This window comes from Escherichia whittamii, from assembly GCF_014836715.1.
In the GTDB taxonomy this organism is placed as follows: Bacteria; Pseudomonadota; Gammaproteobacteria; order Enterobacterales; family Enterobacteriaceae; genus Escherichia; species Escherichia whittamii.
This window is the reverse complement of sequence record NZ_JACSQI010000008.1, coordinates 72,497-93,726: the sequence shown is the minus strand read 5'-3', so window position 1 is coordinate 93,726 and position 21,230 is coordinate 72,497. Positions and strand designations below refer to the sequence as shown.

Here is a 21,230-nt window from a genome sequence, read left to right as displayed (position 1 = left end):
TCGTTACAAATACAGTCATCTAATGCGGGAACTTACTTGTCGCCTAACTGCTCTGACATGGTGTTACCCGGGTTCGGCGTACGCGGTTCATCAACCGGACGCGGAGCCTTTGGGCTACCATTGTCGCCAGAGTTGTTAGAAGCGCCAGGTTCTTCCCAGCCAGCTGGCGGACGTACATCGCGACGAGCCATCAGGTCGTCAATCTGTGGTGCGTCGATGGTTTCATATTTCATGAGCGCATCTTTCATCGCATGCAGAATATCCAGGTTGTCGTTCAACAACTGACGCGCACGATTGTAATTACGCTCAATCAGTAACTTCACTTCCTGGTCGATGATACGCGCAGTTTCATCGGACATATGTTTCGCTTTCGCCACGCTACGACCGAGGAACACTTCACCTTCTTCTTCCGCATACAGCAGCGGACCAAGTTTTTCGGAGAAGCCCCACTGGGTCACCATGTTACGCGCCAGGTTGGTCGCAACTTTAATATCGTTGGACGCCCCGGTAGAAACATGTTCCGGCCCGTAGATGATCTCTTCCGCCAGACGGCCGCCGTAGAGAGTACTGATCTGGCTTTCCAGCTTCTGACGGCTGGCGCTAATTGCGTCGCCTTCAGGCAGGAAGAAGGTCACACCCAACGCACGTCCGCGCGGGATAATCGTCACTTTATGTACCGGATCGTGTTCTGGCACCAGTCGACCGATAATCGCATGGCCTGCTTCGTGGTATGCGGTCGATTCTTTCTGCGCTTCCGTCATCACCATGGAGCGACGTTCCGCACCCATCATGATTTTGTCTTTCGCTTTTTCGAACTCAACCATCGATACAACGCGTTTATTGCCACGGGCAGCGAACAGTGCAGCTTCGTTCACCAGGTTTGCCAGATCAGCACCGGAGAAGCCAGGTGTACCACGGGCAATGATTGCCGCGTCGATATCTGGCGCCAAGGGTACGCGACGCATGTGAACTTTCAGGATCTGCTCACGACCGCGAACATCAGGCAGACCAACCACAACCTGACGGTCGAAACGGCCAGGACGCAGCAGCGCCGGGTCCAGAACGTCCGGACGGTTAGTCGCAGCGATAACAATGATACCTTCGTTACCTTCGAAGCCATCCATCTCAACCAGCATCTGGTTCAGGGTCTGTTCACGTTCATCGTGACCACCGCCCAAACCTGCACCACGCTGGCGGCCTACGGCGTCGATTTCATCAATAAAGATGATACAAGGTGCCGCTTTCTTCGCCTGTTCGAACATGTCACGTACACGGGATGCACCAACACCGACGAACATTTCTACGAAGTCAGAACCGGAGATAGTAAAGAACGGAACTTTCGCTTCGCCTGCAATCGCTTTCGCCAGCAGCGTTTTACCGGTACCCGGAGGACCGACCATCAGGACGCCTTTCGGGATCTTACCGCCAAGTTTCTGGAAGCGGCTCGGCTCACGCAGATACTCAACCAGTTCGGCAACTTCTTCTTTTGCTTCGTCGCAACCCGCAACGTCAGCAAAGGTCGTTTTGATCTGATCTTCCGTCAGCATGCGCGCTTTGCTCTTACCGAACGACATGGCACCTTTGCCACCGCCGCCCTGCATTTGACGCATGAAGAAGATCCAGACACCAATCAGCAACAGCATCGGGAACCAGGAGATGAAGATAGAAGCCAGCAGGCTTGGCTCTTCAGGCGGTTCACCGACAACCTTGACGTTCTTGGTCAGCAGGTTATCCAGTAACTTCGGATCCTGAACAGGAATGTAAGTGGTATAACGGTTACTATCTTTCTTGGTAACGTTGATTTCACGTCCGTTGATACGCGCTTCACGAACCTGGTCGTTATTGACCTCTTGTAGGAAGGTAGAGTAATCCACCTTACGTCCATTAGACTCGCTGGGCCCAAAGCTCTGGAATACTGACATCAGCACAACGGCAATGACCAGCCAGAGTATTAGGTTTTTCGCCATGTCACTCAAGGGATTAACCTCTTATTACAACTGTGTTAAAAACAGCGTCAGGATACTCTATATCCAGCAGCTTTCAAACTTTCGTCTGAAATCTCCTGGTTAGGGTTTACGCCCGGTCGCTACAATATACACTTCCCGCGAACGTGCACGAGAAGAGTCCGGCTTACGAACTTTGACCTTCGTAAACAGGGAGCGAATTTCCCTTAGATACTCATCGAAACCTTCGCCCTGGAACACCTTCACTACAAAACTGCCACCTGGCGCCAACACATCACGACACATTTCTAGCGCCAGTTCCACCAGATACATGGCACGGGGGATATCCACCGCCGGTGTTCCGCTCATGTTTGGTGCCATATCGGACATGACAACCTGGACTTTACTGTCGCCTACGCGTTCCAGCAGTGCTTTCATCACCAGTTCATCACGAAAATCGCCCTGAAGAAAGTCCACACCAACGATAGGATCCATAGGTAAAAGATCGCAAGCGATGATGCGTCCTTTGCCGCCAATTTGGGTGACCACATATTGTGACCAACCGCCAGGCGCGGCGCCAAGGTCGACAACCGTCATTCCCGGTTTAAAGAGTTTGTCACTTTGCTGTATTTCATCAAGTTTAAACCAGGCACGGGAACGTAACCCCTTTTTCTGTGCCTGTTGAACATATTTATCGCTAAAGTGTTCCTGAAGCCAGCGACTGGAGCTGGCAGAACGCTTCTTACCTGTCATTTAACTTTCCCATTGGGATAACTCATCGTAACCAATTGCGTAAATTTTTACGCGCCTATTTGGTGATATATGGGAGATGGCGGTAGAATGACCCGTTTTCAATCCCAACGTAAGCAAAAAATACGATGAATCTGAGTACTAAACAAAAACAGCACCTGAAAGGTCTGGCACATCCGCTCAAGCCAGTTGTTCTGCTTGGCAGTAATGGTTTGACCGAAGGGGTGCTGGCCGAGATTGAACAAGCGTTAGAGCACCATGAACTCATCAAGGTGAAAATCGCCACTGAAGATCGCGAAACTAAAACCTTGATCGTGGAAGCTATCGTGCGCGAAACCGGCGCCTGTAATGTACAGGTCATCGGTAAAACGCTGGTGCTTTATCGTCCAACTAAAGAACGTAAAATCTCGCTGCCACGCTAAGATTATCCTAAAGTTACACACATTTGCTGTGTAAAACGAGGGATTTTCCGCAAGCAGGAGAGCAAAATGCCACGCTCTGTTCGTTGATAAAAGGCCGCATAGCGGCCTTTTTCCTTTCTTTACAATACATCAACATTTTGAGTATTGGGTAATTCTTACAGGTATTCCACCTTAATTACTTCAAATTCTACATCGCCGCCCGGCGTTTTGATGACCACTACATCATCTTCTTCTTTGCCAATCAGTCCACGAGCGATTGGCGAGTTAACAGAAATCAGGTTCTGTTTAAAGTCAGCTTCGTCATCGCCTACGATGCGATAGGTCTGTTCTTCATCAGAATCCAGATTCAACACCGTTACGGTGGCGCCAAAAATCACGCGACCATTGTTTGGCATTTTGGTGACATCAATTACCTGCGCGTTCGACAGCTTGGCTTCGATATCTTTGATACGGCCTTCGCAAAAACCCTGTTGCTCACGCGCAGCGTGGTATTCGGCGTTTTCTTTCAGGTCGCCATGTTCACGCGCTTCCGCGATAGCAGCAATGATTTCAGGACGGCGCACAGATTTCAGAAAATCCAGCTCTTCGCGTAATTTTTCAGCGCCGCGTAAGGTCATCGGAATAGCTTGCATTTGTTATACCTCTTGAATATTCCTGATGGGGCGAGTCTCCACTCGCCCCGGCTGTTCGGCATGCCCGGCACAACTCCTCGTCGGGACCAGAAGCAAAAAAATACCGACCCGGGAACAGGTCCCAGGCCAGCAATAATTCACATTTTGATAGTCATTTTACCCTGAAGTTCCCGAAGGGTCATCGTTTACTTTATAGGGCGTTGCGCCGTAGTATGACGGCTCGATTCCAGGTTGTTAGCGCGAGATTATGCGATTTTCCAGATTTATCATCGGATTGACCAGCTGTATAGCGTTCAGTGTTCAGGCCGCGAATGTAGATGAGTACATTACTCAACTTCCCGCTGGCGCCAACCTTGCCCTGATGGTGCAAAGGGTCGGCGCGTCTGCCCCCACGATTGATTACCACAGTCAGCAGATGGCGCTACCCGCCAGTACGCAAAAAGTAATCACTGCGCTGGCGGCGTTGATTCAACTCGGCCCCGATTTTCGTTTTACCACTACGCTTGAAACCAAAGGCAATGTGGAAAACGGAGTGCTTAAAGGCGATTTAGTGGCGCGATTTGGTGCCGATCCGACGCTAAAACGTCAGGATATTCGCAATATGGTCGCGACTCTGAAAAAATCTGGTGTCACACAAATCGATGGCAATGTACTCATAGACACGTCCATTTTTGCCAGCCATGATAAAGCCCCTGGCTGGCCCTGGAATGATATGACACAATGCTTTAGCGCCCCGCCTGCCGCCGCCATTGTTGACCGCAATTGCTTCTCCGTCTCGCTCTACAGTGCTCCAAAACCTGGTGATATGGCTTTTATACGCGTGGCCTCTTATTACCCCGTTACAATGTTCAGCCAGGTACGCACTCTCCCCCGTGGCTCTGCCGAAGCGCAATATTGCGAGCTGGATGTGGTACCAGGCGACCTTAACCGCTTTACGTTAACCGGATGCCTGCCACAACGTTCAGAGCCGCTACCTTTGGCTTTTGCCGTACAGGATGGTGCCAGCTACGCCGGAGCGATTCTGAAAGATGAGTTAAAACAGGCAGGCATTACCTATTCCGGCACGCTACTACGACAAACGCAGGTTAACGCCCCTGGAACCGTGGTTGCCAGTAAACAGTCGGCCCCTTTGCACGATCTGCTTAAGATTATGCTGAAAAAGTCCGACAACATGATCGCCGATACCGTCTTTCGCATGATTGGTCATGCGCGCTTTAATGTTCCGGGGACATGGCGGGCAGGCTCCGATGCCGTACGCCAGATCCTGCGCAAGCAAGCGGGTGTCGATATTGGCAACACGATTATTGCCGACGGCTCAGGGCTTTCACGGCATAACCTGATTGCGCCAGCCACCATGATGCAGGTGCTGCAATACATTGCCCAACACGACCACGAGCTTAACTTTATCTCAATGCTACCTTTGGCAGGCTACGATGGTTCGTTGCAGTACCGTGCAGGTCTGCATCAGGCGGGCGTAGATGGTAAAGTTTCAGCGAAAACAGGTTCGTTGCAGGGCGTGTATAACCTGGCGGGATTCATCACCACAGCAAGTGGGCAACGAATGGCGTTCGTACAATATCTTTCTGGTTATGCAGTTGAACCAGCAGATCAGCGTAATCGCCGTATTCCGTTAGTGCGTTTTGAAAGCCGTTTGTATAAAGATATTTACCAGAACAATTAGTCTAAAGAGAAACCCCGGCGAAGTGCCGGGGTTTCAGATTATTGACAAAGTGCGCTTTGTTTATGCCGGATGCGGCGTAAGCGTCTTATCCAGCCGACAAAATTGTGCGAATTCAATACATTGCAATTCTCTTATAGGCCTGATAAGCGTAGCGCAACCGGCAATTTGGCATTTGTCATCATCCCAAACCACGGCGCAGTGCCGTGGTTTTACTGATTAACGCTTGTAAATGAACTCAACGCCTTCTTCGTCGTCTTCGTCCCAGTCGTCATCCCAGTCTTCATCATCCTCTTCAGCAATCTCTTCAAGCTGCTGACGGTGATAATCATCCCACATGAATTCGACTTTCTCTGGCTGTTTCGCTTCTTCGGCCTGCACGACTGGGTTTTCAATGATAAAGGTCATCACATCCCAGCAGAGATCTTTCACGCCCAGTCCGCTCGCCGCAGAGATCAGATAATATTTATCTTCCCAGCCCAGCGCCTCAGCGATCGCTTTCGCTTTCTCTTCGGCTTCTGCTTTATCCAGCAGGTCGATCTTGTTGAAGACTAACCAGCGTGGTTTCGCCGCCAGATCCTGACTGTATTTTTCCAGCTCACTGATAATAATGCGCGCGTTCTCAACCGGATCGGTGCCATCAATCGGATCGATATCGATGAGGTGCAACAATACGCGACAACGTTCCAGGTGCTTAAGGAAGCGAATGCCCAGACCTGCGCCTTCAGCTGCGCCTTCAATCAGCCCAGGGATATCAGCAACAACGAAGCTCTTCTCATTGTCCATACGTACCACACCCAGGCTTGGTACGAGCGTGGTAAACGGATAGTCTGCCACTTTCGGTTTTGCCGCAGACACCGCGCGAATAAAGGTCGATTTACCAGCGTTTGGCATCCCCAGCATCCCGACATCTGCCAGCAGCATCAGCTCCAAAAGCAGCTCGCGCTTATCGCCCGGTGTACCGTTAGTTTTCTGCCGTGGTGTACGGTTAACTGAAGATTTGAAACGGGTATTGCCCAGACCGTGCCAGCCGCCCTTGGCAACCAGCAGGCGCTGACCGTGTTTGGTCATATCGCCCATGGTTTCGCCAGTACCCTGATCGATAACGCGCGTACCTACCGGCACTTTAATCGTTACGTCTTTACCGCGCTTACCGGTACAATCGCGGCTTGCGCCGTTCTGACCGCGCTCTGCACGGAAAGATTTTTCAAAACGATAATCGATAAGCGTGTTCAGGTTCTCGTCGGCTTCCATCCATACGTCACCACCGTCACCACCGTCGCCGCCATCCGGGCCGCCTTTCGGAATATATTTTTCGCGGCGGAAGCTCACACAACCATTACCGCCATCACCTGCAACGACCAGAATCGATGCTTCATCAACAAACTTCATTTTATTCTCCGTAAATCATTCGCCTGCGCGGGGTTGCGATACCACCGTTGTATGCTTACGTAATCCGCCCCAAATACGATGACCAATGGCGGAATACATCGCGCCCGCAACCACGACAAACGCACCGAGATAACCCAAAAGGTTTAACTTCGGTCTGGCGAAGAAATCGGGCCAGGCCAGTGATAAAAGATCTGAAAAAAACAGCGTAAACAGTGGAGTAAGCGTGATGATCGCGCTCACCTGCGCTGCCTGCCAGCGTGCCATCGCTTCCGCCAGGGCGCCATATCCTACCAAGGTATTCAGTCCGCAAAAAATTAAACATGCGATCTGCCAATGGCTAAGCTGCGCTATTACCCCAGGCTTCGCCAGCGGGAAGAGCGCTATTGTACACAAAGTGTACAGTAAAAACAGGATCTGCGGTGAAGCCAGTCGACGCAATAAAACCTTTTGCGCCACGCCATAACTTACCCAGACCGTCGCCGCTCCGACACCAAAGATAACTCCCCAGGTGTAATCAGTGAGCTTGGTGAAAATCTCGACCAGACTGTTATTAAAAAACATCACCAGCCCGCTCAGGAGCATCAATGCTCCCACCACCTGGGTGCTGCGCATTTTCTCTTTCAGGATAAATACGCTGGCAACCATCATGCCAACCGGCGAGAGTTGCCCAATCACCTGCGAGGCGGTCGGAGTCAGGTATTGTAAGGATGAGCTGAACAGGATGAAGTTCCCAAACAGCCCGGCAGTTGCTACAGCCAGCAAAATCAGCCAACGCGGCTTACGAAACACGCGTAATGGCGGCAGCCTCTTCTTCACCGCAAGAATGGCGCCAAGACCTATACTCGCCATTAAGAAACGGTAAAACACGATCGTCGGAGGCTCCATCACCTCCAGCACCTGCTTCATTGCAATCGGCAATGCACCCCAGCAAATTGCTGTAGTGAGTGCCAAAAGAATACCAATGCCTGCCTGCTGCTTCATACCGTATTCCCTACAAAGCACATTTGCGGATTAACGCCGCACCATGCGCATTTTTACCGGTTATCGAATGTAAAAAGCCCCGCAACACGTTGCGGGGCTTTCATCCGTTACCGGGACGCGAAAAACTTATTCAGCTTCGATGCTGATAAACTTACGGTTTTTCGGGCCTTTAACTTCGAATTTCACTTTACCGTCTGCTTTAGCAAACAGAGTGTGGTCGCGACCGCAACCTACGTTAGTACCAGCGTGGAATTTGGTACCACGTTGACGAACGATGATGCTACCCGCCAGAACGGATTCGCCACCGAAACGCTTAACGCCCAGGCGTTTAGCTTCTGAATCGCGACCGTTACGTGTGGAGCCGCCAGCCTTTTTATGTGCCATTTGAAATCTCTCCTCAGGTCTTAGGCGCTGATGCCAGTAATTTTCACATCAGTGAACCACTGACGATGGCCCTGCTGCTTACGATAGTGTTTACGACGGCGAAACTTAACGATTTTAACTTTCTCGCCACGACCGTGAGCAACAACTTCAGCTTTGATTACGCCGCCATCAACGAAAGGAACGCCGATTTTGACTTCTTCACCGTTTGCGATCATCAGCACTTCAGCGAACTCAACAGTTTCGCCAGTTGCGATGTCCAGCTTTTCCAGGCGAACGGTCTGACCTTCGCTTACTCGGTGTTGTTTACCACCACTTTGGAAAACCGCGTACATATAAAACTCCGCTTCCGCGCACACCTTTTCAATGATTCAGAGTGCGCTATAAATATTCACAATAGGGCGCGAATATTACGCAAAACGCACGCCTTTGACAAGTGCTACAGTCAATACACGAAGAAAAAAAACACAACTTGTACGGTAACGTTTATCTGTGCCATTTTTTCAGTACAATCACTCTATATTCCTAACCATAAACCCTAAGTTGCCTCTGTTCACAGTAAGGTAATCGGGGCGAAAAGCCCGGCTTTTGCGATGAATTTAGAAAAAATCAATGAGTTAACCGCGCAAGATATGGCGGGTGTTAATGCAGCAATTCTCGAGCAGCTTAATTCCGACGTCCAACTGATCAATCAGTTAGGCTATTACATCGTCAGCGGCGGCGGTAAACGTATTCGTCCGATGATTGCTGTACTGGCTGCACGAGCTGTTGGCTATGAGGGGAATGCACATGTCACCATTGCTGCCCTAATTGAGTTTATCCACACGGCGACCCTGCTACACGACGACGTTGTGGATGAATCAGATATGCGTCGAGGTAAAGCTACCGCCAACGCCGCCTTTGGTAACGCTGCCAGCGTGCTGGTAGGCGATTTTATTTATACCCGTGCGTTCCAGATGATGACCAGCCTCGGCTCACTCAAAGTGCTGGAAGTGATGTCAGAAGCCGTAAACGTCATCGCGGAAGGTGAAGTTCTGCAACTGATGAACGTTAATGATCCGGACATCACCGAAGAGAACTACATGCGCGTTATTTACAGCAAAACCGCACGTCTGTTCGAGGCTGCTGCTCAGTGTTCCGGTATTCTGGCAGGCTGTACGCCTGAAGAGGAAAAAGGCCTGCAGGATTATGGTCGTTATCTTGGCACGGCCTTCCAGCTAATCGACGATCTACTTGATTACAATGCTGATGGCGAACAGTTGGGTAAAAACGTTGGGGATGACCTGAACGAAGGAAAACCAACGCTGCCGCTGTTGCATGCGATGCATCATGGCACACCAGAACAGGCACAGATGATCCGTAACGCCATCGAACAAGGGAACGGCCGACATCTGCTGGAACCGGTTCTGGAAGCAATGAACGCTTGCGGCTCTCTGGAATGGACGCGTCAGCGTGCAGAAGAAGAAGCAGACAAAGCCATTGCTGCATTGCAAGTGTTACCAGATACCCCGTGGCGAGAGGCGTTAATCGGCCTCGCACACATCGCTGTTCAACGCGATCGTTAATCTCCCCTGTTATCCCGCGCACCGCGCGGGATAATTCCAGTAAACTCCAAAAAAACTTCATTACGCGAAAATTCTCCTCAAATACAGACGTCTCATCTTGATATATTCTGAATATTCACACTTCTTACAGGAACTTTTTAGAACAATGCGCCATCAGGAGTATAGTGATACTCGACAGAACGCATGTTCTGAATGAAAGCGACTAACTTAAGGAGTGAGGAAAGATGGAGAATAATTTCATTGACTGGCATCCCGCCGATATCATTGCGGGTTTGCGGAAAAGAGGAACGTCAATGGCGGCGGAATCTCGCAGAAATGGTTTGAGCTCCTCGACACTGGCGAATGCATTATCGCGTCCCTGGCCGAAAGGAGAGATGATTATTGCGAAAGCATTAGGAACTGATCCCTGGGTTATCTGGCCATCACGCTATCATGACCCGCTGACCCATGAGTTTATCGACAGATCGCAGTTGATGCGCAGCTACACCAAACCGCAAAAATGAGTAGCCTGGCGGTAGCCCCGCGAACGGGGCTGCCGGCTATCAGACGATTACTCGCCTTTCACACGCTCAATGTTAGCACCAAGCGCGCGAAGTTTGTCTTCAATGCGTTCGTAGCCACGATCGATGTGATAAATACGATCAACAACCGTTGTACCTTCTGCAATGCAGCCAGCCAGCACCAGACTTGCTGAAGCACGCAGATCGGTTGCCATTACCTGGGCGCCAGAAAGTTTTTCAACACCGTGACAAATAACGGTATTGCTTTCAATTTCGGCATGCGCGCCCATACGACTCAGCTCAGGGACATGCATAAAGCGGTTTTCAAAGACCGTTTCGGTGATAAATCCGGTTCCTTCTGCCACCAGGTTCAGCAGCGTGAACTGGGCCTGCATATCGGTAGGAAACGCCGGATGCGGCGCGGTACGTACGTTAACGGCCTTTGGACGTTTGCCGTGCATATCCAGGCTAATCCAGTCTTCACCCACTTCAATGTCCGCCCCGGCGTCACGCAGTTTCGCCAGCACAGCGTCAAGGGTATCTGGTTGGGCATTACGGCAGATGATTTTGCCGCGAGAGATTGCCGCAGCAACCAGGAAAGTACCGGTTTCAATTCGATCCGGCAGGACGCGGTAGACGCCGCCACCTAAGCGATCCACCCCTTCGATAACAATACGATCGGTACCCTGGCCGCTAATTTTCGCGCCCAGCGTAACCAGGAAGTTCGCAGTATCGACGATTTCCGGTTCACGCGCCGCGTTTTCAATAATCGTGGTGCCTTCTGCCAGGGTTGCTGCACACATGATGGTCACGGTTGCACCAACACTGACTTTATCCATCACGATGTGCGCGCCTTTCAGACGGCCATCGACGGAAGCTTTAACATAACCTTCTTCCAGTTTGATGGTCGCGCCTAATTGCTCAAGGCCGGAAATATGTAAATCAACCGGACGAGCACCAATCGTACAACCACCAGGCAGAGAAACCTGTCCCTGACCAAAACGAGCCACCAGTGGCCCAAGCGCCCAGATAGAGGCACGCATGGTTTTAACCAGATCGTAAGGCGCGCAGAAGACATTAACGTCGCGGGCATCAATATGCACAGAACCATTACGTTCTACTTTGGCGCCAAGCTGACTAAGCAGCTTCATTGATGTATCGACGTCTTTCAGTTTCGGGACGTTCTGGATCTCCACCGGTTCTTCCGCCAGCAGTGCAGCGAAAAGGATAGGCAGAGCAGCATTTTTAGCGCCGGAAATTGTGACTTCGCCCTGGAGCTTCGTTGGCCCCTGAACACGAAATTTATCCATTTAGTATGTTCTCAGTTAACAATTCATATCCGCTACCGGCGTATCGCCCATAGCTCAAAAGCCGTTCAGTTTGCGATCGCGCGCCCACTCCGCAGGGGTATACGCTTTGATCGACACAGCATGAATGCGGTTATCCGCAATATACTCCATCAGCGGACCGTAAACCGTCTGCTGTTTTTTAACCCGGCTCATGCCATCAAACATCTCACCCACGGCAATAACCTGAAAGTGGCTGCCATCGCCGGAAACGTGGACTTCCTGGAGGGAAAGAGCGTTCATCAGCACGCTCTGAATTTCATTATTTTCCATGGGATCTTCATTCATCAGTTAATAAACCAGCGAAACATCTTAGAGCAAAGTTGCGCTGTCATAAATAAGCAAAAAGCCTTGCTGATTAATCAGACAAGGCTCGGCTTACTGGTAGGTTTGCCGGACAGGCGGGTAACGCCTTATCCAGCCTGAAAAAAATTAACGAGGCAGGACATCAGACGGCAAATTATACAATTTTGCCAGGGTATACACCTTGTCGTTTACCCCCTGAAGCGTCACGCTATTGCCCTGCTTTTTCGCCAAATCGATCAGATGGAGCAGCAGCGCCAGTCCACCTGTATCAACGCGGGATACGCGACTAAGATCGATGCGGGTAATCCCCCTCACCACTTCGTCACGCATTTCCCAAAGCGGCAGCAGTACGTCCTGATCCAACTCTCCGGTTAATACCAGAGTGTCGTCCGTCTGCATCCAGCTCAGTGACTCGCTCATTATTTTTTCTCTTCCAGCGTAATTTTCTGCTGAGAAATCGATTTCAGTTGCGCGGTCAGACCGTCAATGCCTTTGGTACGAAGCAGCGTTCCCCACTCATTTTGTTTCGTGGTGATCATGCTGACGCCTTCGGCAATCATGTCGTAAGCCTGCCACTTGCCAGTCTGAGAGTTTTTACGCCACTGGAAATCCAGGCGTACTGGCGGACGACCATTCGGGTCAATAATGGTGACGCGGATAGGTACAATGGTTTTATCACCCAACGGCTGTTCCGGCGCAATCTGATAGGTCTGACCGTGATACATCGCCAGTGCCTGACCGTAAGCCTGCTTCAGATACTCATGGAAAGCGGCAAAGTAGGCTTCACGCTGGGCTGGGGTCGCGCTTTTGTAGTACTGACCCAGTACCAGCGCACCGGCGTATTTTATCTGTACGTACGGTAGCAGCTCTTGATCGACGATGGTACGCAGATAATCCGGGTTAGCCCGAATTTGCGATTGTTCATTCTTCAGGCGATCGAACGTTTTCTGCGCCGCCTCGTCCATCAGTTTATACGGATTGGTCTGATCTGCCGCGGTTGCCGCACTCAGCGATGCAATCATTAGCAAAGCGACCATCATTAGACGTTTAAACATGCGTCGGTTCTCCTGAAATTATTTCGTTGTACCCACAGGTTCAGTGGTTTCATTATTACCTGGCGCAGCGGCTGGCGCATCGCCACTATTCTTATTGTCATCACCTTTACTGCCGTAAAGGAACTGACCAATGAGATCTTCCAGAACCATCGCAGATTTGGTGTCCTGAATCGTATCGCCATCCTTCAGGATAGCAGTACCCAGCTCAGGGTCTTCAAAACCGACGTTTAATGCCAGATATTGTTCCCCAAGCAGACCGGAAGTACGAATGCTCAACGAACTGGTATCAGGAATGTGGTTATAACGTTGTTCAATTTCCAGCGTCACGCGCGGTAGATAGGTTTTTGGGTCCAGCGTAATATCCGCAACCCGGCCTACAACAACACCACCAATACTAACCGGAGAGCGCGCTTTCAGGCCGCCGATATTATCGAACGTCGCATAAAGCGTGTAGGTCGGTTCAGTTCGCATTGACGTCACGTTTGCCGCCTTCAGGCAAACAAACAGCGCCGCCAACAGTGCTGCTAATAAAAAGATACCCACCCAAATTTCATTTTTTTTCGTTTGCATGAACTCAATTCCCAAACATCAATGCGGTCAGCACAAAATCCAGCCCCAGTACGGCCAGAGACGAGTGGACAACGGTACGAGTGGTTGCCCGGCTAATCCCGGCAGAGGTCGGGATGGCGTCATAACCGTTAAACAGCGAAATCCACGTCACCGTAATGGCGAACACCACGCTCTTAATCAGACAGTTGACCAGATCCATACGCCAGTCGACGGCGTTTTGCATTGCCGACCAGAAGAACCCACTATCAATGCCTTTCCAACTGACACCAACCAGCGATCCGCCCCAGATCCCCACGGCGACGAAAATTACCGTCAGCAGCGGTAGTGAAATTACCCCGGCCCAGAAACGCGGGGAAATGACGCGGCGCAGTGGATCCACCGCCATCATCTCCATGCTGGAGAGCTGTTCTGTGGCACGCATCAAACCGATTTCTGCGGTTAACGCCGAACCAGCACGTCCGGCAAACAGCAGTGCTGCAACCACCGGCCCCAGTTCGCGCAGCAGCGACAAGGCCACCAGCATCCCCAAACTGGTTTCCGCACTATAAGTGGTTAGCACCAGATAACCTTGCAGACCCAGCACCATTCCAATGAACACGCCAGAAACCACAATAATCAGCATCGACAGGACGCCGACATTATAGAGCTGACGCACCAACAGCGGCGCATGTTTGCGAAATTCCGGTTTGCCGACCAGCGCATTGAATAACATTAACCCGGCCCGCCCGAACGTTCTCAGGGTTTTAATCCCTTTATGTCCGAGCGACGCCAGCGCATTTAACAGCATGAGTGGCTTAACTCCCTGGTAAAAGATCAGCGTGATAATCGCCGGCAGGATAGCGGAACGGAACTGGCCCGTCAGCAATCCCGTCCAGAAACTGACGTACGCGAGGATCAGGATTCGCCTGCAACGCCTGGGCGCTACCATGAGCGACAATTTTTTTGTCCGCCAGGATCCAGGCGTGATCCGCAATACTTAAGACTTCCGGCACATCGTGAGAAACCACCACACAGGTTACGCCCAGCGCGCTGTTCAGCTCGGAAATCAGCTTCACCAGTACGCCCATAGTGATGGGATCTTGCCCAACAAACGGTTCATCAAACATGATGAGATCCGGCTCCAGCGCAATTGCACGCGCCAGCGCCGCACGACGCGCCATCCCGCCTGAAAGCTCCGATGGCATAAGTTTAGCCGCTCCGCGTAGCCCCACGGCTTCCAGCTTCATCATCACAGTGCTATGCAGCAACGGCGCAGGAAGGTGAGTATGCTCGCGCAGTGGATAAGCGACGTTGTCAAAAACGTTCATATCGGTGAACAGCGCTCCGGACTGAAACAACATGCTCATCCGTTTACGCACGGTATACAGGCGCGAACGAGACATCGCCGGAATATTCTCACCATCAAAAAGGATCTCGCCGTGATCTGGCGCGATTTGCCCCCCAATCAGACGGAGTAGCGTCGTTTTACCGATGCCCGATGGCCCCATGATTGCCGTGATCTTTCCTCGCGGCACGGTCAGGGAAATATTATCGAAGATGCAGCGATTGCCACGCGTAAAACTGACATCGCGCATATCGACTAAATTCGCCACAGACTGCTCCATAATTCACCCTTCGTCTTGCGTTGATTTTCTAAGCATGGCGCTCAATTTAACCTTGAACCCAACATATTTACAGAATATTACCCGCGGTGGTTAGCGAAAGCTGGCATTTGTTTTACTTTTTAGCTGCATAAAGTCAAAATTAAGAATCCGTCTCGGCTTTCTGAAAATCTTCAGCGACCGGCGAGTATACCTGAAGAAAGGACGTTAGATGCTTTTAGCTACGGCACTGTTAATTGTTGGTTTACTTTTGGTCGTTTACAGTGCCGACCGTCTGGTATTTGCCGCCTCTATACTTTGCCGCTCTTTTGGCATCCAGCCACTGATCATTGGCATGACCGTAGTCAGTATTGGCACGTCACTTCCAGAAATAATCGTTTCGCTTGCCGCGTCGCTGCATGAACAACGAGATCTAGCCGTCGGCACAGCACTCGGCTCAAACATAATCAATATTTTACTGATCCTCGGTCTGGCTGCGCTGGTGCGCCCTTTTACCGTCCATTCCGATGTTCTGCGCCGTGAATTACCATTAATGTTATTAGTCAGTGTGGTGGCCGGTTCCGTACTCTATGACGGACAACTTGGTCGCAGCGATGGTATCTTTCTCCTCTTTCTGGCTGTGCTATGGCTGCTGTTCATTGTTAAACTTGCACGTCAGGCAGAACGTCAGGGAACTGACAGCCTGACCAGAGAACAGCTTGCAGAGTTACCGCGCGAAGGTGGTTTGCCTGTCGCGTTTTTATGGCTCGGCATTGCATTGATTATCATGCCGGTAGCAACGCGGATGGTGATTGATAACGCCACTGTACTGGCGAATTACTTTGCCATCAGCGAGTTGACTATTGGTCTGACGGCAATCGCTATCGGCACTAGTTTGCCGGAACTGGCAACCGCGATAGCCGGTTTTCGCAAAGGTGAAAACGACATCGCTGTCGGTAATATCATTGGCGCAAACATTTTTAATATTGTCATCGTGCTGGGTTTACCCGCGCTGATAACGCCCGGGGAGGTTAACCCACTAGCATACAGTCGTGACTGCAGCGTGATGCTGTTGGTCAGCATTATTTTTGCGTTGCTATGCTGGCGGCGCACCCCGCAACCAGGCCGTGGCATTGGGGTATTATTAACAGGCGGATTTGTCGTATGGCTGGCGATGTTGTACTGGTTATCGCCAATACTCGTTGAATAACTGGAAACGCATTATGTCGCACGTAGAGTTGCAACCGGGTTTTGACTTTCAGCAAGCAGGTAAAGAAGTCCTGGCGATTGAACGTGAATGCCTGGCAGAGCTTGATCAATACATCAATCAGAATTTCACGCTCGCCTGTGAAAAGATGTTCTGGTGTAAAGGTAAAGTCGTGGTCATGGGAATGGGTAAATCGGGACACATTGGGCGCAAAATGGCAGCAACCTTTGCCAGCACCGGTACTCCGTCATTTTTCGTCCATCCCGGTGAGGCCGCACATGGCGATTTAGGCATGGTCACCCCGCAGGACGTGGTTATTGCGATTTCTAACTCAGGTGAATCCAGCGAAATCACGGCCTTAATCCCGGTACTCAAACGCCTGCATGTGCCGTTAATTTGCATCACCGGTCGTCCGGAGAGCAGCATGGCACGCGCAGCAGACGTGCATCTGTGTGTTAAAGTAGCGAAGGAAGCCTGTCCGTTAGGGCTGGCGCCAACCAGCAGCACTACCGCGACGCTGGTCATGGGAGATGCGCTCGCCGTCGCCTTGTTGAAAGCGCGCGGCTTTACCGCCGAGGATTTTGCACTTTCGCATCCAGGCGGCGCACTAGGTCGTAAACTTCTGCTGCGCGTCAGCGATATTATGCATACGGGCGACGAGATCCCGCATGTCAAGAAAACGGCCAGCCTGCGCGATGCGCTGCTGGAAGTCACCCGCAAAAATCTTGGTATGACCGTCATTTGCGATGACAATATGATGATTGAAGGCATCTTTACCGACGGTGATTTACGCCGTGTCTTCGATATGGGCGTGGATGTCCGTCAGTTAGGTATTGCCGATGTGATGACGCCGGGGGGAATTCGTGTACGTCCTGGCATTCTGGCCGTTGAGGCGCTGAACTTAATGCAATCCCGCCATATCACTTCCGTAATGGTTGCCGATGGCGACTATTTACTCGGTGTGTTACATATGCACGATTTATTGCGTGCTGGCGTAGTGTAAAGATTCAAGGATAAACAACAATGAGTAAAGCAGGTGCGTCGCTTGCGACCTGTTACGGCCCTGTTAGCGCCGATGTGATGGCAAAAGCAGAGAACATTCGTCTGCTGATCCTCGACGTTGATGGCGTATTGTCAGATGGCCTGATTTATATGGGTAACAATGGCGAAGAGCTGAAAGCGTTCAACGTTCGTGACGGTTATGGTATCCGCTGTGCGCTCACCTCTGATATTGAAGTCGCCATCATTACTGGACGAAAGGCTAAACTGGTAGAAGATCGGTGTGCAACATTAGGGATCACCCATCTGTATCAGGGGCAATCAAACAAGCTTATCGCCTTTGGCGATCTGCTGGAAAAACTGGCGATCGCGCCAGAAAACGTGGCTTACGTTGGTGATGATCTTATCGACTGGCCAGTAATGGAAAAAGTGGGCTTAAGCGTGGCCGTAGCCGACGCGCATCCGCTATTGATTCCGCGCGCTGATTACGTGACGCGCATTGCTGGCGGTCGCGGCGCGGTTCGTGAAGTTTGCGACTTATTACTTCTGGCGCAGGGCAAACTGGATGAAGCCAAAGGGCAATCGATATGAGTAAAGCCAGACGTTGGGTTATCATTGTGCTATCACTGGCGGTTCTGGTGATGATCGGCGTTAACATGACCGAGAAAGACGATACCGCCCAGGTGGTCGTCAACAACAATGATCCCACCTATAAAAGCGAGCATACGGACACGCTCGTCTATAACCCAGAAGGAGCCTTAAGCTATCGATTGATTGCTCAACACGTTGAATATTATTCCGATCAGGCCGTTTCGTGGTTTACGCAACCAGTACTTACCACGTTTGATAAGGATAAAATCCCGACATGGTCGGTTAAAGCAGATAAAGCCAAGCTAACCAATGACCGGATGCTCTATTTATATGGACACGTTGAAGTCAACGCACTCGTGCCAGACTCTCAACTTCGCAGAATCACGACGGATAACGCGCAGATCAATCTGGTGACGCAGGATGTTACCTCTGAAGACCTCGTCACGTTATACGGAACAACATTTAACTCCAGCGGTCTGAAAATGCGCGGCAACTTACGCAGCAAGAATGCCGAGCTGATTGAAAAGGTTAGAACATCTTATGAAATTCAAAACAAACAAACTCAGCCTTAATCTTGTGCTTGCCAGCTCACTTCTGGCCGCCAGCATTCCGGCATTTGCCGTTACCGGAGATACTGACCAACCGATCCACATTGAGTCGGACCAGCAATCTCTTGATATGCAAGGCAATGTGGTCACCTTCACCGGTAATGTCGTCGTGACTCAAGGCACCATTAAAATTAATGCCGATAAAGTGGTCGTTACCCGTCCGGGTGGTGAACAAGGCAAGGAAGTGATCGACGGTTACGGCAACCCGGCCACCTTCTATCAAATGCAGGATAACGGCAAGCCAGTCGAAGGCCATGCATCCCAGATGCATTACGAACTGGCGAAAGATTTCGTCGTGCTCACCGGTAATGCTTATCTGCAACAGGTCGATAGCAATATTAAGGGCGATAAGATCACTTACCTGGTGAAAGAGCAGAAAATGCAGGCTTTCAGTGACAAAGGTAAGCGTGTGACCACCGTTCTGGTGCCGTCACAGTTGCAGGACAAAAACAACAAAGGCCAGACCCCGGCGCAGAAGAAGGGTAATTAATTCGTTATGGCAACTTTAACTGCAAAGAACCTTGCAAAAGCCTATAAAGGCCGCCGCGTGGTGGAAGACGTCAGCCTGACCGTCAACTCCGGGGAGATTGTCGGTTTGCTGGGGCCAAACGGTGCCGGTAAGACGACGACTTTCTACATGGTCGTTGGCATTGTGCCGCGCGATGCGGGCAACATTATTATTGATGACGACGATATCAGCCTGCTGCCACTGCATGCGCGCGCGCGTCGTGGTATCGGCTATTTGCCGCAGGAAGCCTCTATTTTCCGTCGCCTCAGCGTTTACGATAACCTGATGGCGGTACTGCAAATTCGTGATGACTTATCCGCTGAACAGCGTGAAGATCGCGCGAACGAGTTGATGGAAGAGTTCCACATTGAGCATTTACGCGACAGCATGGGGCAATCACTCTCCGGTGGTGAACGCCGTCGTGTAGAAATTGCGCGCGCACTGGCTGCGAATCCGAAATTTATCCTCCTCGATGAACCGTTTGCTGGGGTTGACCCGATCTCGGTTATCGACATCAAACGTATCATTGAACACCTGCGCGATAGCGGCCTGGGCGTGCTTATCACCGACCATAACGTGCGTGAAACGCTAGCTGTTTGTGAACGCGCTTATATCGTCAGTCAGGGGCATTTAATCGCTCATGGCACGCCGACAGAAATCTTACAAGACGAACACGTTAAGCGTGTATACCTTGGGGAAGACTTCAGACTCTGATAGGGTAGAAGCTCGCGACGTTTTAGCAGGAGAGTACGATTCTGAACATGAAGCAAGGTTTGCAACTCAGGCTTAGTCAGCAACTGGCGATGACGCCTCAGCTACAACAGGCAATTCGTCTGTTGCAGCTGTCCACGCTGGAACTTCAACAAGAGTTGCAGCAGGCGCTGGAGAGTAATCCACTGCTTGAGCAAATCGACACTCATGATGAAATCGATACTCGTGAAACGCCGGACAGCGAAACGCTGGACACCGCCGACGCGCTCGAGCAAAAAGAGATGCCGGAAGAACTGCCGCTCGATGCCAGTTGGGACACCATCTACACCGCCGGTACGCCCTCTGGCACCAGCGGTGACTACATCGACGATGAATTGCCGGTCTATCAGGGCGAAACAACGCAGACCTTGCAAGATTACCTGATGTGGCAGGTTGAGCTGACACCGTTTTCTGACACCGATCGCGCTATCGCCACCTCCATCGTCGATGCCGTTGATGACACCGGTTATCTGACCGTCCCGCTGGAAGATATTCTCGAAAGCATGGGCGATGAAGAGATCGACATCGATGAAATTGAAGCTGTCCTCAAACGAATCCAACGCTTTGACCCGGTCGGCGTGGCGGCAAAAGATCTGCGCGACTGCCTGTTGATCCAACTCTCCCAATTCGACAAAAACACGCCGTGGCTGGAAGAGGCCCGACTGATCATTAGCGATCATCTTGATCTGCTGGCGAATCACGACTTCCGTACGTTAATGCGCGTCACACGTCTGAAAGAAGATGTGCTGAAAGAAGCCGTCAATCTGATCCAGTCACTCGATCCACGTCCCGGTCAGTCGATCCAGACCGGTGAACCGGAATATGTCATCCCTGATGTGCTGGTGCGTAAGCATAACGGCCACTGGACGGTTGAACTCAACAGCGACAGTATTCCACGTCTGCAAATCAACCAGCATTATGCCTCGATGTGTAACAGCACACGCAACGATGGTGACAACCAGTTTATCCGCAGCAATCTGCAGGATGCCAAATGGTTGATAAAAAGTCTGGAGAGCCGTAACGATACACTGCTGCGCGTCAGTCGCTGTATTGTTGAACAACAGCAAGCCTTCTTTGAGCAAGGCGAAGAATATATGAAACCGATGGTGCTGGCTGATATCGCCCAGGCCGTCGAAATGCATGAATCGACGATATCTCGCGTGACCACGCAAAAATACCTGCATAGTCCACGAGGCATTTTTGAACTGAAGTATTTCTTTTCCAGCCACGTCAATACCGAAGGGGGTGGCGAAGCATCTTCCACGGCGATTCGTGCGCTGGTGAAGAAATTAATCGCGGCGGAAAACCCAGCGAAACCGTTGAGCGACAGCAAGTTAACCTCTTTGTTGTCGGAACAAGGTATCATGGTGGCACGCCGCACTGTTGCGAAGTACCGAGAGTCTTTATCCATTCCGCCGTCAAACCAGCGTAAACAGCTCGTTTGACCCAACCGATAAGGAAGACAC

25 protein-coding genes are annotated in these 21,230 nt (G+C 51.1%); 11 read left to right on the top strand and 14 right to left on the bottom strand.

The window, feature by feature from the left end; genetic code table 11:
• Positions 1-32: 32 nt before the first annotated feature.
• Entirely contained in the window at positions 33-1,967 is a 1,935-nt protein-coding gene (gene ftsH / locus H9644_RS13735; protein ID WP_064529531.1) for an ATP-dependent zinc metalloprotease FtsH, read from the bottom strand.
• Between the two features lie 99 nt (positions 1,968-2,066).
• A complete protein-coding gene (gene rlmE, locus H9644_RS13730) occupies positions 2,067-2,696 on the bottom strand; it encodes a 23S rRNA (uridine(2552)-2'-O)-methyltransferase RlmE (protein ID WP_000145975.1) in 630 nt (209 codons plus the stop codon).
• A 125-nt stretch (positions 2,697-2,821) separates the two neighbouring features.
• Between rlmE and yhbY the strand changes: the two genes are divergently transcribed.
• Positions 2,822-3,115, top strand: a complete 294-nt coding sequence (gene yhbY / locus H9644_RS13725) for a ribosome assembly RNA-binding protein YhbY (protein WP_001054420.1) — start codon at positions 2,822-2,824, stop codon at positions 3,113-3,115.
• Positions 3,116-3,270: 155 nt separating this feature from the next.
• Here the strand turns inward: yhbY and greA are convergent, their stop codons facing one another.
• Entirely contained in the window at positions 3,271-3,747 is a 477-nt protein-coding gene (gene greA / locus H9644_RS13720) for a transcription elongation factor GreA (protein ID WP_064529530.1), read from the bottom strand.
• Positions 3,748-3,994: 247 nt separating this feature from the next.
• Between greA and dacB the strand changes: the two genes are divergently transcribed.
• Complete coding sequence (gene dacB, locus H9644_RS13715; RefSeq protein WP_105289236.1) at positions 3,995-5,428, top strand: serine-type D-Ala-D-Ala carboxypeptidase; 1,434 nt, start codon at positions 3,995-3,997, stop codon at positions 5,426-5,428.
• 216 nt (positions 5,429-5,644) lie between these two features.
• Here the strand turns inward: dacB and cgtA are convergent, their stop codons facing one another.
• The 4 genes from cgtA to rplU all read right to left on the bottom strand — a co-directional run bounded on the left by cgtA (position 5,645) and on the right by rplU (position 8,514).
• Positions 5,645-6,817, bottom strand: a complete 1,173-nt coding sequence (gene cgtA, locus H9644_RS13710) for an Obg family GTPase CgtA (protein WP_000673561.1) — start codon at positions 6,815-6,817, stop codon at positions 5,645-5,647.
• Positions 6,818-6,832: 15 nt separating this feature from the next.
• Positions 6,833-7,798 (bottom strand): DMT family transporter, encoded by a 966-nt coding sequence (locus H9644_RS13705; protein WP_191774966.1) that lies wholly within the window; start codon positions 7,796-7,798, stop codon positions 6,833-6,835.
• 126 nt (positions 7,799-7,924) lie between these two features.
• On the bottom strand, positions 7,925-8,182 hold the full coding sequence (rpmA, locus tag H9644_RS13700; RefSeq protein ID WP_000940596.1) for a 50S ribosomal protein L27: 258 nt from the start codon (positions 8,180-8,182) through the stop codon (positions 7,925-7,927).
• Between the two features lie 20 nt (positions 8,183-8,202).
• The gene (gene rplU / locus H9644_RS13695; protein WP_000271401.1) at positions 8,203-8,514 is read right to left on the bottom strand and encodes a 50S ribosomal protein L21; all 312 of its coding nucleotides are present in this window, start codon (positions 8,512-8,514) and stop codon (positions 8,203-8,205) included.
• A gap of 258 nt (positions 8,515-8,772) precedes the next feature.
• Between rplU and ispB the strand changes: the two genes are divergently transcribed.
• Together ispB and sfsB are read left to right on the top strand one after the other, a co-directional pair.
• Complete coding sequence (gene ispB / locus H9644_RS13690) at positions 8,773-9,744, top strand: octaprenyl diphosphate synthase (protein WP_064529527.1); 972 nt, start codon at positions 8,773-8,775, stop codon at positions 9,742-9,744.
• A gap of 224 nt (positions 9,745-9,968) precedes the next feature.
• Positions 9,969-10,247, top strand: a complete 279-nt coding sequence (gene sfsB, locus H9644_RS13685) for a DNA-binding transcriptional regulator SfsB (RefSeq protein ID WP_064529526.1) — start codon at positions 9,969-9,971, stop codon at positions 10,245-10,247.
• 47 nt (positions 10,248-10,294) lie between these two features.
• Here sfsB and murA read toward each other — a convergent pair whose 3' ends face one another.
• From murA to mlaF, 7 genes are all read right to left on the bottom strand, one after another.
• Positions 10,295-11,554 (bottom strand): UDP-N-acetylglucosamine 1-carboxyvinyltransferase, encoded by a 1,260-nt coding sequence (gene murA / locus H9644_RS13680; RefSeq protein ID WP_064529525.1) that lies wholly within the window; start codon positions 11,552-11,554, stop codon positions 10,295-10,297.
• Between the two features lie 54 nt (positions 11,555-11,608).
• Complete coding sequence (ibaG, locus tag H9644_RS13675) at positions 11,609-11,863, bottom strand: BolA family iron metabolism protein IbaG (RefSeq protein WP_010379217.1); 255 nt, start codon at positions 11,861-11,863, stop codon at positions 11,609-11,611.
• A 159-nt stretch (positions 11,864-12,022) separates the two neighbouring features.
• Positions 12,023-12,316: a lipid asymmetry maintenance protein MlaB gene (mlaB, locus tag H9644_RS13670; RefSeq protein ID WP_064529524.1), complete on the bottom strand. Its 294-nt coding sequence runs from the start codon at positions 12,314-12,316 to the stop codon at positions 12,023-12,025.
• Positions 12,316-12,951 (bottom strand): phospholipid-binding protein MlaC, encoded by a 636-nt coding sequence (gene mlaC, locus H9644_RS13665; protein ID WP_064529523.1) that lies wholly within the window; start codon positions 12,949-12,951, stop codon positions 12,316-12,318. The genes mlaB and mlaC overlap by 1 nt, the downstream gene beginning before the upstream one ends.
• An 18-nt stretch (positions 12,952-12,969) precedes the next feature.
• Positions 12,970-13,521, bottom strand: coding sequence for an outer membrane lipid asymmetry maintenance protein MlaD (gene mlaD, locus H9644_RS13660; RefSeq protein WP_032185236.1), 552 nt, complete (start codon positions 13,519-13,521; stop codon positions 12,970-12,972).
• 4 nt (positions 13,522-13,525) lie between these two features.
• Positions 13,526-14,308: a lipid asymmetry maintenance ABC transporter permease subunit MlaE gene (mlaE, locus tag H9644_RS13655; protein WP_000925795.1), complete on the bottom strand. Its 783-nt coding sequence runs from the start codon at positions 14,306-14,308 to the stop codon at positions 13,526-13,528.
• A gap of 7 nt (positions 14,309-14,315) precedes the next feature.
• Positions 14,316-15,125, bottom strand: coding sequence for a phospholipid ABC transporter ATP-binding protein MlaF (gene mlaF / locus H9644_RS13650; RefSeq protein ID WP_064529522.1), 810 nt, complete (start codon positions 15,123-15,125; stop codon positions 14,316-14,318).
• 208 nt (positions 15,126-15,333) lie between these two features.
• On the opposite strand from mlaF, the gene H9644_RS13645 reads away from it, so the two are divergent.
• Genes H9644_RS13645 through rpoN form a run of 7 tightly spaced genes read left to right on the top strand, consistent with a single transcriptional unit; the run spans position 15,334 to position 21,209 of the window.
• Positions 15,334-16,311: a calcium/sodium antiporter gene (locus H9644_RS13645; protein WP_064529521.1), complete on the top strand. Its 978-nt coding sequence runs from the start codon at positions 15,334-15,336 to the stop codon at positions 16,309-16,311.
• 13 nt (positions 16,312-16,324) lie between these two features.
• The gene (kdsD, locus tag H9644_RS13640; RefSeq protein ID WP_064529520.1) at positions 16,325-17,311 is read left to right on the top strand and encodes an arabinose-5-phosphate isomerase KdsD; all 987 of its coding nucleotides are present in this window, start codon (positions 16,325-16,327) and stop codon (positions 17,309-17,311) included.
• A gap of 20 nt (positions 17,312-17,331) precedes the next feature.
• A complete protein-coding gene (kdsC, locus tag H9644_RS13635) occupies positions 17,332-17,898 on the top strand; it encodes a 3-deoxy-manno-octulosonate-8-phosphatase KdsC (RefSeq protein WP_064529519.1) in 567 nt (188 codons plus the stop codon).
• Positions 17,895-18,470 (top strand): LPS export ABC transporter periplasmic protein LptC, encoded by a 576-nt coding sequence (lptC, locus tag H9644_RS13630; RefSeq protein ID WP_064529518.1) that lies wholly within the window; start codon positions 17,895-17,897, stop codon positions 18,468-18,470. Before kdsC ends, lptC begins: the two co-directional genes overlap by 4 nt.
• Positions 18,439-18,996, top strand: coding sequence for a lipopolysaccharide ABC transporter substrate-binding protein LptA (lptA, locus tag H9644_RS13625; protein ID WP_064529517.1), 558 nt, complete (start codon positions 18,439-18,441; stop codon positions 18,994-18,996). The genes lptC and lptA overlap by 32 nt, the downstream gene beginning before the upstream one ends.
• A 6-nt stretch (positions 18,997-19,002) precedes the next feature.
• Positions 19,003-19,728, top strand: coding sequence for an LPS export ABC transporter ATP-binding protein (lptB, locus tag H9644_RS13620; RefSeq protein ID WP_000224099.1), 726 nt, complete (start codon positions 19,003-19,005; stop codon positions 19,726-19,728).
• A gap of 47 nt (positions 19,729-19,775) precedes the next feature.
• Positions 19,776-21,209: an RNA polymerase factor sigma-54 gene (gene rpoN, locus H9644_RS13615; protein WP_064529516.1), complete on the top strand. Its 1,434-nt coding sequence runs from the start codon at positions 19,776-19,778 to the stop codon at positions 21,207-21,209.
• Positions 21,210-21,230 lie beyond the last annotated feature (21 nt).